This is a genomic window from Pseudomonas sp. JUb42 (assembly GCF_024807945.1).
Taxonomy (GTDB): domain Bacteria; phylum Pseudomonadota; class Gammaproteobacteria; order Pseudomonadales; family Pseudomonadaceae; genus Aquipseudomonas.
In genome coordinates this window covers 54,381-68,241 of record NZ_JANUFD010000008.1, presented here as the reverse complement: position 1 = coordinate 68,241, position 13,861 = coordinate 54,381, and the positions used below count along the sequence as shown (strand labels likewise).

At 61.1% G+C, this 13,861-nt stretch carries 12 protein-coding genes; 7 read left to right on the top strand and 5 right to left on the bottom strand.

Annotated elements, in window-relative coordinates:
* Positions 1-210: 210 nt before the first annotated feature.
* The 4 genes from M2401_RS17015 to M2401_RS17000 all read left to right on the top strand — a co-directional run bounded on the left by M2401_RS17015 (position 211) and on the right by M2401_RS17000 (position 4,212).
* A complete protein-coding gene (locus tag M2401_RS17015) occupies positions 211-1,548 on the top strand; it encodes an MFS transporter (protein ID WP_409033940.1) in 1,338 nt (445 codons plus the stop codon).
* 183 nt (positions 1,549-1,731) lie between these two features.
* Positions 1,732-2,433 carry a fumarylacetoacetate hydrolase family protein gene (locus M2401_RS17010; RefSeq protein WP_259104578.1) on the top strand — a complete coding sequence of 234 codons (702 nt, stop codon included), beginning with the start codon at positions 1,732-1,734 and terminating at the stop codon, positions 2,431-2,433.
* A gap of 31 nt (positions 2,434-2,464) precedes the next feature.
* Entirely contained in the window at positions 2,465-3,229 is a 765-nt protein-coding gene (locus M2401_RS17005; protein ID WP_259104577.1) for an SDR family oxidoreductase, read from the top strand.
* Positions 3,230-3,258: 29 nt separating this feature from the next.
* Positions 3,259-4,212, top strand: coding sequence for a 2-hydroxyacid dehydrogenase (locus tag M2401_RS17000; protein WP_259104576.1), 954 nt, complete (start codon positions 3,259-3,261; stop codon positions 4,210-4,212).
* A gap of 162 nt (positions 4,213-4,374) precedes the next feature.
* On the opposite strand, the gene M2401_RS16995 is transcribed toward M2401_RS17000, so the two are convergent.
* Positions 4,375-6,693 (bottom strand): TonB-dependent siderophore receptor, encoded by a 2,319-nt coding sequence (locus tag M2401_RS16995; protein ID WP_259104575.1) that lies wholly within the window; start codon positions 6,691-6,693, stop codon positions 4,375-4,377.
* Between the two features lie 147 nt (positions 6,694-6,840).
* On the opposite strand from M2401_RS16995, the gene M2401_RS16990 reads away from it, so the two are divergent.
* The gene (locus tag M2401_RS16990; RefSeq protein WP_259104574.1) at positions 6,841-7,542 is read left to right on the top strand and encodes a tetratricopeptide repeat protein; all 702 of its coding nucleotides are present in this window, start codon (positions 6,841-6,843) and stop codon (positions 7,540-7,542) included.
* A gap of 224 nt (positions 7,543-7,766) precedes the next feature.
* Here M2401_RS16990 and M2401_RS16985 read toward each other — a convergent pair whose 3' ends face one another.
* Entirely contained in the window at positions 7,767-8,675 is a 909-nt protein-coding gene (locus M2401_RS16985; RefSeq protein WP_259104573.1) for a DMT family transporter, read from the bottom strand.
* 97 nt (positions 8,676-8,772) lie between these two features.
* On the opposite strand from M2401_RS16985, the gene M2401_RS16980 reads away from it, so the two are divergent.
* On the top strand, positions 8,773-9,681 hold the full coding sequence (locus M2401_RS16980; RefSeq protein WP_259104572.1) for a LysR substrate-binding domain-containing protein: 909 nt from the start codon (positions 8,773-8,775) through the stop codon (positions 9,679-9,681).
* Positions 9,682-9,945: 264 nt separating this feature from the next.
* Positions 9,946-10,854 (top strand): alpha/beta hydrolase, encoded by a 909-nt coding sequence (locus M2401_RS16975; protein ID WP_259104570.1) that lies wholly within the window; start codon positions 9,946-9,948, stop codon positions 10,852-10,854.
* On the opposite strand, the gene M2401_RS16970 is transcribed toward M2401_RS16975, so the two are convergent.
* Genes M2401_RS16970 through M2401_RS16960 form a run of 3 tightly spaced genes read right to left on the bottom strand, consistent with a single transcriptional unit; the run spans position 10,851 to position 13,861 of the window.
* On the bottom strand, positions 10,851-11,699 hold the full coding sequence (locus tag M2401_RS16970) for an ureidoglycolate lyase (RefSeq protein WP_259104569.1): 849 nt from the start codon (positions 11,697-11,699) through the stop codon (positions 10,851-10,853). The genes M2401_RS16975 and M2401_RS16970 overlap by 4 nt on opposite strands.
* Before the next feature lie 36 nt (positions 11,700-11,735).
* Positions 11,736-12,470: an SDR family oxidoreductase gene (locus M2401_RS16965; RefSeq protein WP_259104567.1), complete on the bottom strand. Its 735-nt coding sequence runs from the start codon at positions 12,468-12,470 to the stop codon at positions 11,736-11,738.
* Positions 12,470-13,861 (bottom strand): MFS transporter, encoded by a 1,392-nt coding sequence (locus M2401_RS16960; RefSeq protein WP_259104565.1) that lies wholly within the window; start codon positions 13,859-13,861, stop codon positions 12,470-12,472. Before M2401_RS16960 ends, M2401_RS16965 begins: the two co-directional genes overlap by 1 nt.

Sequence of the window (13,861 nt, the reverse complement as noted above, 5' to 3'; positions counted from 1 at the left end):
TCTGTCACATTACGAAGGCTCTAAGACGAAGCTCTCGTCAATTTTTGACGGATTTCTGCACGGTCCGGCCCGTCGCGGATTTCTTGGACAAACATCAACGCGTCCGGCTTGAAATCCAAAAACGTTCTAAGCGCTCGGTTGTATTTGCGTGGTCGTACGATAACTTGAAGAGGCTTCTCCGACACCAATAAAAACAATGAGGAAACACCCATGTCGAATCCTGACATTCAGGCTATCGACGCCCGTGTCGCCGCACCCGCGGCAGCAGCACCGGCTCGTCTGCCCTCCCGTCGTCGCTGGTTCATGCTCTCGCTGTTGTTGATCGCTACCATCATCAACTATGTCGACCGTGTGAACATCTCCATCGCCGCACCGTTCATGGCCAAGGACCTTGGCCTGGACAAAGTGGAAATGGGCCTGATCTTCTCCGCCTTCGCCTGGACCTACGCCTTCGCCCTGGTGCCCGCCGGCTTTATCGCCGACCGCTTCGGTTCGCGCTTCACTTACGGTGCTTCGCTGATCTCCTGGTCGGCGGTCACCGTGTGCCAAGGCTTTGCCGGCGGCTTCGCTTCGCTGTTCGGCCTGCGCCTGGCCATCGGCGCCATGGAAGCCCCGGCCTTCCCGGCCAACAGCCGCGCCGTGACGGTGTGGTTCCCGGCCAAGGAACGCGGCACCGCCAGCAGTATCTACGTGTGCGGCCAGTACCTGGGTACGGCGCTCTTCACCGGTGCACTGCTGTGGCTGGCCACGACCTACGACTGGCGCCACGTGTTTTACAGCACCGGGATCGTCGGCGTGGTGTTCGGCATCATCTGGCTGTACGTCTATCGCGACCCGATGTTCTGCAAGAAAGTCAGCAAGGAAGAGCTGGCCTACATCGAGGACGGCGGCGCACTGGTCAAGGCCAGCAAGGACAAGAACAAATTCAAGTGGGCACAGATCGTCGAGCTGATGAAATATCGTCAGATCTGGGCCATCTGCCTGGGCAAGTTTGCCAGCACTTCGGCACTGTATTTCTTCCTGACCTGGTTCCCGACTTACCTGATCGAAGAACGCCACCTGACCATGGTCAAGGTCGGTATCTTCGCCATCCTGCCGTTCATTGGCGCGACCGTCGGCGTGCTGCTGGCCGGGGTGATTGCCGACTGGATGATCCGTCGCGGTTTCTCCCTGTCAATCTCGCGCAAGCTGCCATTGGTGGTGGGTTCGGCGCTGGGCATGTCGATCATGCTGGTCAACTTCACTGACTCTAACGAGCTGTGCATTGCCCTGCTGACCGTCGCCTTCTTCGCCCAGGGTATCGCTTCGTCCTCATGGGCGGCGGTATCGGAAATCGCACCGAAGGAACTGATCGGCCTGACCGGCGGCATCACCAGCCTGGCAGCCAACATCGGCGGGATCGTCACGCCCATCGTTATCGGCCAGATCCTGCATGTCACCGGGACCTTTGCCTACGCCTTCTGGTTTATCGGCGGCGTGGCGGCGATCGGCACCCTGTCCTACTCGCTGCTGCTGGGCAAGATCTACCGCATCGAACTGAAATCGTAGTAACGGATCCGTTGTAAGCAAGTGAGACCTTATGCCCTCCCCCTATGGGCAACGGCGTACGCGAGTACGCCTTTTTCTTCTCTGCACTTCGCCGTTTTTACTCCAATTTGAACACCGTGTTGTCCAACTTTGCTCGTCACCGATCCCGTAGGCTGATCACTGACGGCTGGACTCGCCCGAGGAATGAACATGATTGATTACGTATTTGAACCTGGGCACGTGCGCAGCCTGCCGGTGGAGAACAGCACCGCGCGCTTTCCGGTTGCTCGGGTGTTTTGCCTGGGGCGCAACTACCACTGGGGCGATTCGCAGAATGCACCGCGGGAAATGCCAGCCTTTTTCATGAAGCCCGCCACAGCGGTGATCGATGCCGTCGGCGAGCTGGAGTTTCCAAGCCAGACAGAGCAGTTCTGCCATGAGATCGAACTGGTGGTTGCCATCGGTAAAGGCGGTTTCGAGATCGACGAAGCCCAGGCGCTGGAGCATGTCTTTGGCTACGCTGCTGGCCTGGACATGACTCGCCGCGATCTGCAAATGGCGGCCAAGGCTGTCGGCCAGCCATGGGAAGCGGCCAAGGCTTTCGACGGCTCGGCACCGATCACGCCGATCCGCCCGGCCAGTGAATTGGGCCACCCCAATCAGGGCGCCCTGTGGTTGAGCGTCAACGGCGTGGAGCGCCAGCGCTCGGACCTGGAAAGCCAGATCTGGACGGTGGCTGAAATTGTCAGCCGCCTGTCTCGTTCCATTCAACTACTGCCCGGCGATCTGATCATGACCGGCACGCCGCCGGGTGTGGATTCGCTGCAAAGCGGTGACGTGATCACCGCAGGCATTGCCGGTATCGGCCAACTCGAAGTACGTGTCGGTGGGCGTCGCGCCGCCTGACCCATCCAAACGATAAGCAGGAGATAGAACAATGACTGACAACACCCTCCCGAAAATCGCCCTGGTCACCGGCGCTGGCAGCGGCATCGGTCGCGCTGTGGCCCTGAGCCTGCTGGCTGATGGCTACAAGGTCGTGGTCACCGGCCGCCGCATCGAACCGTTGCAGGAACTGGAAGTTCTGGCCCGTGAACAAGGCGGCGAAGTGCTGGCCGTGTCCAGCGACGTGCGTGACCCGGCCAGTGTCGAAGCGCTGTTCGCTACCATTGAAGAGGTCTATGGCCGCGTCGATGTGGTGTTCAACAACGCCGGGGTCAACGCCCCTGCCGTGCCGGTGGACGAGCTGCCGGTGGAAAACTGGCTGAACGTGATCAACACCAACGTCACCGGCGTTTTCCTGTGCAGCCGCGCGGCCTTCGGCCTGATGCGCAAGCAGTCGCCGCAAGGTGGCCGGATCATCAACAACGGTTCGATTTCCGCCCACACCCCGCGCCCGTTCACCTCGCCCTATACCGCCAGCAAGCACGCAGTATTGGGTATCACCAAGAGCTTGGCCCTGGATGGCCGCGAGTTCAACATCGCCTGCAGCCAGATCGATATCGGCAACGCCCTCACCGAGCTGTCGGTGCGCATGACCAAGGGCGTGCGCCAGGCCAACGGCGAGATCGCTGTGGAGCCGATGATCGACGTCAAACACATCGCCGATGCCGTGCGTTACATCGCCGGGCTGCCGCTGTCGGCCAACGTGCTGAACATGACCGTCATGGCCACCAACATGCCGTTTGTCGGCCGTGGCTGATCGACCCCGAACTCTGTGAGCGATAACCAATGAAAGCTGAAGTCCTGCAACTGAGCCCGATCCTGATCCCCGAGATCAACGCGCGCCTGAACGAGCTGTACACCGTGCGCCCGTACTTCCAGCAAGCCGACAAGGCCGCCTACTTGCGTGAGCACGGCGCCAACATCACCGCCGTGGTGACCGGCGGCCATACCGGCATTACCCGTGCGGTGATGGAGCAATTGCCCGCAGTGAAGGTGATTGCGGTCAATGGCGTCGGCACCGATGCCGTGGACCTGGCCTATGCCCGCGACCGTGGCATTCATGTTACGGCGACCATCGGTGCCCTGACCGAAGACGTCGCCGACCTGGCCATCGGCCTGCTGATTTCCACCTGTCGTGGCCTGAACACCGCCGACCGTTATGTGCGCAGCGGCGCCTGGCCAAAAAGCCCGACACCGCTGGCGCCGATTCCCCTGGCGCGGCAGTTCAGCGGCATGCGGGTCGGCATCGTCGGCCTGGGCCGAGTGGGCCGCGCCGTCGCCACCCGCGCCGCTGCCTTCGGCTGCCCGATCAGCTACACCGACCTGCGCGCCATGGATGACGTGCCTTACACCTTCGTTCAGGACCTGGTCGAACTGGCCCGCCAGAGCGACGCCCTGATCGTCGCCGCCGCTGCCGACAAGGCCAAGGGCATTATCAATGCCCAGGTTCTGGCCGCATTGGGCGCCGAGGGTTACCTGATCAACGTCGCCCGGGGCAGCCTGGTCAACGAACCGGATCTGGTCGCCGCCTTGCAGACCGGCTCGATTGCCGGGGCTGGCCTGGATGTATTCGTCGACGAGCCGAACGTACCGACCGAGCTGTTCGAGCTGGAAACCGTGGTGCTGCAACCGCACCGCGCCAGCGCTACCGTGCAGACCCGTACGCGTATGGGCGAGATGGTGTTGGCGGCGCTGGCTCAGGGGTTGGCGGGGGAGAAGCCGACGGCAGCTGTAGCGTAGCGTCGTAATCCCGCTGGAGCGAGGCTTGCCCGCGAAAGGCTAAACACGGTTTGTCTGATACACCGCGCCGTTTGGTTCGCGGGCAAGCCTCGCTCTAACGGGTATTAACAACAAAGCCCCTGCGGCTACAACCGCAGGGGCTTTGTGTTGTTACGGCGTCGGTTAGAAGGTGTAGTCAGCCGACAGCACCGCGGCACGGGCATCGCCCGGTGTCGCCCAGCCGTTGTTGCGGATGCGGGTCAGGTAGTCCTTGTCGAACAGGTTGTTGACGTTCAGACGCAGGCCCAGGTTGCGGTTGACCTTGTAGGCCACCATGGCGCGGTGCACGGTGTAGCCCGACGAAGTCGGTGCGGCATCGGCGCTGGCCAGGTACTGCTTGCTCTGGGTGGTCAGACCGTAGCCGACCTGGAAGTTGTACGGCAGATCGTAGGTGGTCCAGATGCTCGCAGCGTTCTTCGGCGTGAAGGTCAGCGGCTTGCCCTTCTGCGCATCGACACCGGTGGTCAGCTTGGTGAAATCGCTGACGCTCTGCAGCACTTCGGTGTGCAGGTAGGTGTAGTTGGCGAAGACCTTCCACTTATCCGTGATCGCGCCCGTCAGCCCCAGGGAAGCGCCATCGACGCGTGCCTGGCCATCAAGGGTCTGCTCGCCCGTCAGGTTGCTCGGGTCGTTGCTGGCCACTTTGTAGTTGGTGCGATCGTTGCGGAATACCGAGCCGGTGAGGGACAGGGCATTGTTGAAGAAGTCCCACTTGGTGCCGATTTCGTAGCTGATGGATTTCTCCGGATCAGCATTACAGTTGTTGGACGCCGCAGTCGTACCCCGCGCCGCCGTATAGCAACCGCCATTGACGGTGGCCTGGGACGGCGTCTTGGTGTTGCCGTAGGCGACATAGACACTGCCGTTTTCCGCCGGCTTGTAGACCAAGGCCAGACGATAGGACGTCAGGTCATCGGTGTTGTGGAAGCGCGAACCTGGCGTTACCACACCGTTGGTGGCATAGGCGTCGGTGACCGAGCTGCCGTCGTTACGCTCATAGCGCACGCCGCCGTTGAGCGCCCATTGCTCGTTGAACTTGAGCGTATCGAAAGCATAAGCGGCGCGGTTGTTCAGCTCACCGTTGACCTGGGCGCTGCGCACGAAGTTGTGCGCCCCAGCCCAGTAGGAGTTAGGGTCGCTGATGCTCACCGGTGGCGGAACGATGGTTGCGCCGGAACCGGTACGCAGCCAGTTGCCGGTATTGGCCTCGTACTCTTCACGGGTCAGCGCCACACCGGTCACCAGAGTGTGATCGATGAAGCCGGTGGCGAAGCGCGTGGTCACGTCGGTCTGGTTGGTGAAGATCTTGTTCTCGGTGTCCCGAGCGTTACCCAGGGAACCGCCGCTTGGCTGGAAGTAGCCCGGCGCCAGGCCGGCGGCACAGGCGGCACCATTTGGCTGACGACCGCTGGCCAGGCAGGCGGTGGACGCGCCTTCCGGACCGGATGCACGCAGGTCCTGACGGACACGGGCCACGCGGCTGAAGTTGCGTACCGAGACATTGTCGTTGAAATCATGCTCGAGCTTCAGGCTGAAGGCGTCGGTGGTGATTTCCTGCTTGTTCATGTTGTGGTAGCCGTAGTAATCGCTGGTCCCTACGCCCGGCAGCAGCTTGCCGTTGTAGATCGGGACACCGTATTGCGGCAGGTTGTCGTCTTTCTGGTGCTCGTAGCTGGCGGTGACGCGGGTGTCGGTGCCCAGGCCGAAGGCGATGGACGGGGCGATACCCCAGCGCTCGTAGTCTTCGTAGTCACGACCCGGCGCATCGTTGCCGTGGGCCATCAGGTTCAGACGAAACGCGGTGGTGTCGTTGAGCTTCTGATTGCTGTCCAGGGTGATGCGCTTGTAGTTGTCGGTACCGACACCGGCGCTGATCGTGGTCTTGTCATGCAGCTCGGGCTGCTTGGTCACGATATTGATGGTCCCGCCCACGGAGCCTGAACCCGAGTAGACGGAACTTGCGCCGTTGACCACTTCCACTTGTTGCAGGTTGAACGGATCGGTGCGGCTGTACTGGGCGCTGTCGCGCACGCCATCGACGTAGATGTCGTTGCTGGCCGAGAAACCACGCAGGTTGATGCTGTCGCCGTAGCCGCTGCCACCTTCACCGGCACCAAAAGTGATGCCTGGCACGGTGCTGAGGATATCGCGCATGGTCAGCAGGTTCTGATCCTGGATCACCTCTTTGGGGATGATGGTGATCGTCTGCGGGGTATCGCGCAGTGGCTCGGTGTACTTGGCCGAAGCCGGCGCCACCGGGTTGTAACCACCGCCAGTGGCGTCGGCCTGACCTTCAATGCTGGTTGCGCCCAGTTCTACGGCGCCCTTTTTCACAGCGTCGTCTGCGTAGGTAAAACCTGCTTGCGCTGCGACGGCCAACCCGACCGCAGATGCCAGCAAATGACGCTGTGAAAGCAGCGCCGAATCCGTTCTTGAAGTCATTTAATTTCCTCCCCGAAATGTAAATGCGGCGCGATCGTAATTGAAAACCAATCTCAAACAAAGTAATTTGTAACAAATATTTTTGACATACTACAAATCCGATACAGGCCGGGATTCGCCCCGCCCTGCGCCATCTGACGGCCACTCATGAACACTCAACGCTCGATCCACGACGACCCCCGCGCTTACGCCAAGGCAGTCATGCGCGCTGCCGAACTGGGAGACCTCGATGCCCAGACCACCCTCGGCCAGTTGCTGCTCGACGGCACCGGCATCGCCCGTGATCCGGCACTGGCCCTGACCTGGTTTCGCATCGCTGCCCGGCAGGGCCATGCCATGGCCGGCAATATGGTCGGGCGCTGCCTGGAGAATGGCTGGGGTTGCGAGATCGATCTGACGGGCGCGGCGCAGCACTACCGGCAGGCCGCCGACCTCGGGCTGGATTGGGGGTTGTACAACTACGGCCAGTTGCTGACCCGTGGTCGCGGTGTGGCGCCAGACATGAGCGCCGCCTACGCCCTGTTCCAACAGGCCGCCGCCATGGGCCACGCCAAGTCCATGAACCTGCTGGGGCGCTTTCACCATGAGGGCGTGGTGGTGGAACGCAACGAGGAACAGGCGCAGCACTGGTATCTGCTGGCAGCTGAGGGCGGGGACTTTCGCGGGCAGTACAACCATGCCGCCGTATTGGCCGAACAGGGTCGATACGACGACGCCTGCTTGTGGCTGGGGCGTGCGCTGGAGACGGCGACGCCGGGATTTTTGGAGGCGGCCGGGCCGGTGTTATTGGCTTCAAAGAATGAGCAGATTCGAGAGATGGGAGAGCGGTATAGACGGGTGGTTGGCTGAGTAGAACGCTTCTCTGCGTAGGAGCGGCTTTAGCCGCGAGAGCGTCCTCCCGGCTAAAGCCGGTCCTACAGATTGCCTGTTTGCAGCACAAATGCGCAGCCACTGCGCCAATAAAAAAGGCCGCTCGAAAGCGGCCTTGATCCTCGCCTCCTTGGGGAAGGTAAAAGCGCGGACGCTCACGCTAGTGCCTTTGCCCAGGGCAAGCAATCAAAACCCGGTCACCCTCATGTATCCACCGCCGTCGCGGGCAAGGGCGCGGTCTTGCCGGTTTGCAGCACATAGACCCCGACGATGATGAACCCCAGCGCCAGCACGTCCTGAATCTTCAAGGGTTCGTGAACCAGCAGGGCGCCAATCGCCAGGGCCACGACCGGTGGAATGTAGGTCACACCGGCGGCCTTGAGCGCACCCAACTGCTGCACCAGAAAGTAATACAGCACGTAGGCTACACCGGTGCCGCTGATGCCCAGGCCGAATATCAGGCCGCCCAATGCCACATGATCAGTGGTGATGCGTTCGATACCATCAAAGTTGGTGGTCGCCAGCAGCACCAATAGCGCCAGGCCGATCTGGTAGGTGCACAGGGCCAGGGGCGAGAGGTTTTTGTCCATGAGGAATTTACGCGCGTAGACGAACGAGCAGCCCAGGCTGAACGACCCCGCCACCATATACAGCACGCCCGTCACCGAAACGCCGTCACCCGCAGCGCTCCACGGCCGGGCGATCAGCAGCACGCCGACAAACCCGATCAACAACCCTGCCACCGTCAGGCGATTGATCGGTTCCTGGCGCAAGAAAACAAAGGCAGTCAGGAAGGCAAACAGCGGAATCGCGCCGCTGAGCATTCCGGCAATACCTGAAGGCAGCAGCACCGCACCCTTGGCGAACGCCAGGTAATACAGCGCCGTGGCCAGCAGTGACATGACGAAAAAGTGGTGGACATAGCGCAAATGAGACCACTGCAACGCCCGCCGCGACAGCGCCAGAATCAGCACCGGGACGAAACCGAAGATCACCCGCAGCAAGACGATCTGCATGGGCGAAATCAGCTCGGACGCCCACTTGGTAAAAATGAAATTGGTCCCCCAGATCACCCCGAGCAGGGCAAAGGCAGGATAGGCAAACTTGTTCATGGCAAACTCTGGATAGGCATTGATCTGGCAATCTACGTGGTTGAGACTGAGCGCGGCAAACGATTAAAAAACCTCCATAGCGTAGAAAAACTTCACCATGAAACATCTCCCGCCACTTAAGGCCCTTCTCGCGTTCGATGCGGCGATGAAGCACAACAGCTTCAGCGCTGCGGCCCATGAGCTGCATGTCACACCGGGCGCGGTCGGCCAGCAGATCCAGAAACTCGAAGAGTGGCTGGGCATGTCGCTGTTCATCCGCTCGGTGCGCCAGGTGCAGCCGACCCTCGATGCGCTGAACTACTGGGCGGCGATTCAGCCGGCGCTGCAACGCATCCAGCAGGCCAGCAACGAGTTGCGTCTGCGCAACGTGAATGAGGTGTGGTTGTCCATGCCGCCGACCCTGGCGGCGAAGTGGTTTGCCTCGCGGATGGGTAACTTCCTCAGTTTCAGGCCGGATATTTCCCTGCACCTGAGTGCGTCCACGGTACTGGTCGACTTCGAGCGTGATCGGGTTGATCTGGCGATCCGCTATTTCGATGGCAAGGATCCGACCCTCGACTCGACCCTGCTCCACCAGGATGAAGCGCGCCTGTACTGCTCGCCGGAATACGCGCGCAAACTCGACTTGCAGCGCCCCGAGGATCTGGTCCGCGCCACGCTGCTCAACACCACCCTGCTGCCCCACTGGCAGCCCTGGTTCAAGCACTACACGCAGCTGACCGAAGCGCAGATCGCGGCCATTCCCTGCCAGCATTTCGATCAATCGATCCTGGCCATCGAAACGGCGCGCCATGGTCAGGGAGTCATCCTCAGCAGCGCGGTGCTGACCGAGACCGAGCGGCAAAACGGCTCGCTGTGTGAGCCACTGGAGTTGCGTTTGCCGCTGAACAAGGGTTACTACCTGGTCCACCATCGTCAGATCGCGTTGCGCCCGGCGGCTGCGATCTTGAAGCAGTGGTTGATTGAGTGTGCGGGTGCCAATGAAACATTTGCGCCTGAGGCTTAAACCGCCCTTATCAAAGAACGTAAATCCTACTGAATCACCGCAACTCTGTGGGAGCGAATTCATTCGCGAAAGCGGAATGACAGACGATAAAAATGCATGGGATGTGAGGGCCAATTCGCGAATGAATTCGCTCCCACAGTATTTGCTAACGCCCTGCCTGCGAAGGTGTATTGCGATACAGTCGCTTGGCTGAACAAACCCGCGAAAAGCATCCCCACCCCGCCGTTCCATGGTAGATATTTCGAAATATTTTCTGGGGGCCGTATGAACCGTCGAAATTTCCTCACCTGCTCGACCGCCGCGCTGATCGCGCTGCGCATGTCCATGGCCAACGCCAGCCTGATTATCCCTGACAGCGAAGGTGCAAAAATCCTCCTGTGGGCAGGTACTCCACCTGGGGGTGGCGGCCCGACAGGCGATGAAATTGTCTCGGCCAAAGGCGCGCTGACCAACGTTTCTCGCCCGTCACTGCGAGTCTTCAAACCCGAGCGCCCGAACGGCAAGGCCGTACTGGTCGCCGCAGGGGGTGGCTATAAACGCATGGAGATGGGCATGGAAGCCTGGCCCGCTGCGCAGTGGCTGACGGCACGAGGCTATACCGCTTATGTGCTCAGCTATCGCCTACCCGGTGAAGGCTGGGCAGACGGCAACAAGGTCTCGCTGCAAGACGCCCAACGTGCCCTGCGCATTATTCGCAGCCGGGAAAAACAGGTCAGTGTGCTGGGCTTTTCCGCAGGTGGGCATTTGCTCGGCATGGCCGTCACCGCGACGGGCGAAGCAACCTACGCGCCCCGGGATCATCTGGACTCGACCCCGGCGGTCGCCGATGCCGCCGCCCTGATCTACCCGATCATCACCCTGCTGCCGCCCTACGACAAGACCTCGACCCATAAACTGCTGGTCGGGCCTCATGCCCCTGAGGCCGAGGATGCCAAGTGGTCGGTGCAGACCCGGGTCACCTCACGCACGCCACGCATGTTCCTGGCGCAAGCGGAAGATGACCCGATCTCCGACCCGGCCAACACCCTGATCATGGCCGCAGCCTGCGAACATGACCATGTCGCCGTGGAGATGCACCGCTATGCCAGTGGTGGCCATGGCTTTGGTCTGGGCAGGCCGGGCACCCCCACGATGGAGTGGCCGGCCGCTTACGAGAAATGGCTGAACGCTTAGTCTGCCTGGACCGTCAACTGCTGCTGCTCGCCCAAGCCTTCGATCCCCAGGCGCATACGCTGCCCGGCGCGCAGGAACACCGGCTGCGGCTTGACACCCATGCCGACGCCCGGCGGCGTGCCGGTGGAGATCACGTCGCCCGGTTGCAGGCTCATGCAGCGGCTCAGGTAGGCCACCAGTTGCGGCACGTTGAAGATCAACGTGCGGGTGTTGCCCTGCTGATAGCGATGGCCGTCCACTTCCAGCCACAGGTCGAGGTTGTGCGGGTCGGCGACTTCGTCACGGGTCACCAGCCAAGGGCCGATGGGGCCGAAGGTATCGAAGCCCTTGCCTTTGTCCCAGGTGCCGCCGCGTTCCAGTTGCCATTCACGCTCGGACACATCGTTGATCACGCAGTAACCGGCCACATGCTCCAGGGCATTGGCTTCGTCGATATTGCGCCCGCCCTTGCCGATCACCACGCCCAACTCGACTTCCCAGTCGGTTTTGACCGAGCCGCGCGGTATCTCCACGTCGTCGTTGGGACCGTTGATGGCGCTGGTCCACTTGTTGAAGATGATCGGCTCCTTGGGCACCTCCATATTGGCTTCGGCGGCATGGTCGGCGTAGTTCAGACCGATACAGACGAACTTTCCGATCTGCCCTACACAGGCACCGATCCGCGGCTGCCCGGCCACCAGTGGCAGGCTGGCCGGATCCAGTGCGGCCAAGGCAGCCAGACCGGACGGAGTGAGGACATCACCGGCAATATCGGCAACATGGGCGGACAAATCACGGATCCGGCCGTTGGCATCGAGCAGGCCGGGCTTTTCCGCACCTTTGTCGCCGTAACGTAGCAATTTCATGGAGGTCTCCTGTTCCTGTCAAAGGGCAAACCGGGGTCAGATGCTCATGCCGCCATCAATAATGTGCACGGCGCCGGTTGTGTAAGAAGAGGCATCAGAGCCCAGATAAACAGCCAATTGCGCGATTTCTTCAGCGCTGCCGAGGCGGCCCATGGGTTGGCGGCCGACGAACTGCTGGTAAATCTGCGCTTGATCGACACCCTGTTGCGCGGCCTGTTCGGCAATTCGCTGGCGCAACGAAGGTGAATCTACCGTACCTGGGCAGATGGCGTTACAGCGAATGCCTTGGCCGATGTAGTCCGCAGCCACAGACTTAGTCAGACCGATCACCGCAGCCTTGCTGGCAGTGTAGGCAAAACGATTGGGCACGCCTTTTACGCTGGACGCCACCGACGCCATATTGATGATCGAGCCACCGCCACGAGTCAGCATGCCCGGCAGAAACGCCTTGATCATGCGGTACATGGCCGTGGCGTTGAGCTCAAAAGAACGGCTCCAGGCCGCCTCGTCACATTCAAGAATGCTGCCCGAATGCACGTAGCCCGCGCAGTTGAACAGCACATCGATGGCGCCGATCGATTCACTGGCGGCAATGATGTCCTCGGGGCTGGTCACGTCCAGACGCAGGGCCTGCAGCCCTTCGATGGCTTCAAGCGCGCGAATGTCGATGTCCGTGGCGATCACCTGCGCGCCAGCGGCGACAAAGGCCTTGACGCTGGCCAGGCCGATGCCCTGGCCGCCCGCAGTGATCAGCACGCGCTTGTTCTTCATCAGGCTTTTTCCATATTCAGAGAAGTGGGCAGCACCGGCCGGGCGTCGTCTTTCCTGCCCAGCATGCTGCCAGGAATCGCCAGGATCAGCCCGCCGCTGACCAACAGGCACAGCGCCAGCACGTAGGTGCCGTTATTGATGTCGCCGGTCAGGTTCTCGGCCACAGCCGTGATCATCGAGCCGGTAAACCCGGACAGGTTGCCGATGGCGTTAATCATGCCGATCCCGGCCGCAGCAGCGGCGCCCGACAGCAGCGAGCCCGGCAGGGTCCAGAAGATCGGCATGAGGCTGAGAATCCCCGAAGCGGCCACGGTCAGGAACAGCACCGACAGCACCAGGTTATGGGCGAAAAACGCACTGAGGATCAGGCCGATACAACCGATGAAAGCCGGAATCGCCGCATGCAGGCGACGCTCGCCGGTCCGGTTGGAATGCCGGGCATTGAGCAGCATGATCACCGTCGCCACACCGTAAGGAATCGCGGTCAGCAGGCCAATCTGCACGGTACTGGTGATGCCGGTGCTTTTGATGATCGACGGCATCCAGAACGCCAGGCCATAGAAGCCGGTGTTGAAAGTCAGCAGAATCAGCACCAGCAGCCACACCCGCGGGTTGAGGAAGACTTCGCTGATACGGGTCACCTTGCCCGTGCTGTCAGTCTGCAGATTGGCCTTGAGCATGGCTTTCTCTGCCGCCGACAGCCACTTGGCCTTGTCGATGTTGTCGCACAGGCAGGCAATGACCACGAACGCCATGATGACCGACGGGATACCCTCGATGATCAGCATCCATTGCCAGCCGGCCATGCCCTGGATCCCGGCCATGCTGCTCATCAGCCAGCCGGAGACCATGCCGCCCAGTGTCAGGCTGACGGGCATGGCCATGAGGAAACCGGACATCACGCGGCTCTGCCGTTGGGTCGGGAACCAGTAGTTGAGGTACAGGATCACGCCGGGGAAGAAACCGGCCTCGCAGATGCCGAGCAGAAAGCGCAGGACGTAGAACATGCTGCTGGTTTCGATGTGAAACAGCGTCGCCAGAGGCGCGGTGAATGCAACGGCAATGGAGATCACCGCCCAGCTGAGCATGATGCGGGCGATCCAGAAACGTGCGCCGAAGCGATGCAGCAACATGTTGCTCGGCACTTCGAAGATGAAATAGCCCCAGAAGAATACGCTGGCGCCCAAGGCGTAGATCGTGTTGCTGAATTGCAGATCGCTAAGCATGTCCAGCTTGGCGAAACCTACGTTGACCCGGTCCAGATAGGCCGCCATGTAGCACAGCAACAGGATCGGCAGGATGCGCAGGATGACCTTGCGATAGGTCCGGTCCTCGAAGGCGCTGTCGTGAACAGGCGCGTTGGCGCCTTGGTATTCGGCGTTTGTTTGCAT

Bases quoted from the DNA above. Each gene is read 5' to 3' on its own strand.
- M2401_RS17015 (WP_409033940.1), top strand. From the start codon at position 211: ATGTCGAATCCTGACATTCAGGCTATCGACGCCCGTGTCGCCGCACCC.
- M2401_RS17010 (WP_259104578.1), top strand. From the start codon at position 1,732: ATGAACATGATTGATTACGTATTTGAACCTGGGCACGTGCGCAGCCTG.
- M2401_RS17005 (WP_259104577.1), top strand. From the start codon at position 2,465: ATGACTGACAACACCCTCCCGAAAATCGCCCTGGTCACCGGCGCTGGC.
- M2401_RS17000 (WP_259104576.1), top strand. From the start codon at position 3,259: ATGAAAGCTGAAGTCCTGCAACTGAGCCCGATCCTGATCCCCGAGATC.
- M2401_RS16995 (WP_259104575.1), bottom strand. From the start codon at position 6,693: ATGACTTCAAGAACGGATTCGGCGCTGCTTTCACAGCGTCATTTGCTG.
- M2401_RS16990 (WP_259104574.1), top strand. From the start codon at position 6,841: ATGAACACTCAACGCTCGATCCACGACGACCCCCGCGCTTACGCCAAG.
- M2401_RS16985 (WP_259104573.1), bottom strand. From the start codon at position 8,675: ATGAACAAGTTTGCCTATCCTGCCTTTGCCCTGCTCGGGGTGATCTGG.
- M2401_RS16980 (WP_259104572.1), top strand. From the start codon at position 8,773: ATGAAACATCTCCCGCCACTTAAGGCCCTTCTCGCGTTCGATGCGGCG.
- M2401_RS16975 (WP_259104570.1), top strand. From the start codon at position 9,946: ATGAACCGTCGAAATTTCCTCACCTGCTCGACCGCCGCGCTGATCGCG.
- M2401_RS16970 (WP_259104569.1), bottom strand. From the start codon at position 11,699: ATGAAATTGCTACGTTACGGCGACAAAGGTGCGGAAAAGCCCGGCCTG.
- M2401_RS16965 (WP_259104567.1), bottom strand. From the start codon at position 12,470: ATGAAGAACAAGCGCGTGCTGATCACTGCGGGCGGCCAGGGCATCGGC.
- M2401_RS16960 (WP_259104565.1), bottom strand. From the start codon at position 13,861: ATGCAAACAAACGCCGAATACCAAGGCGCCAACGCGCCTGTTCACGAC.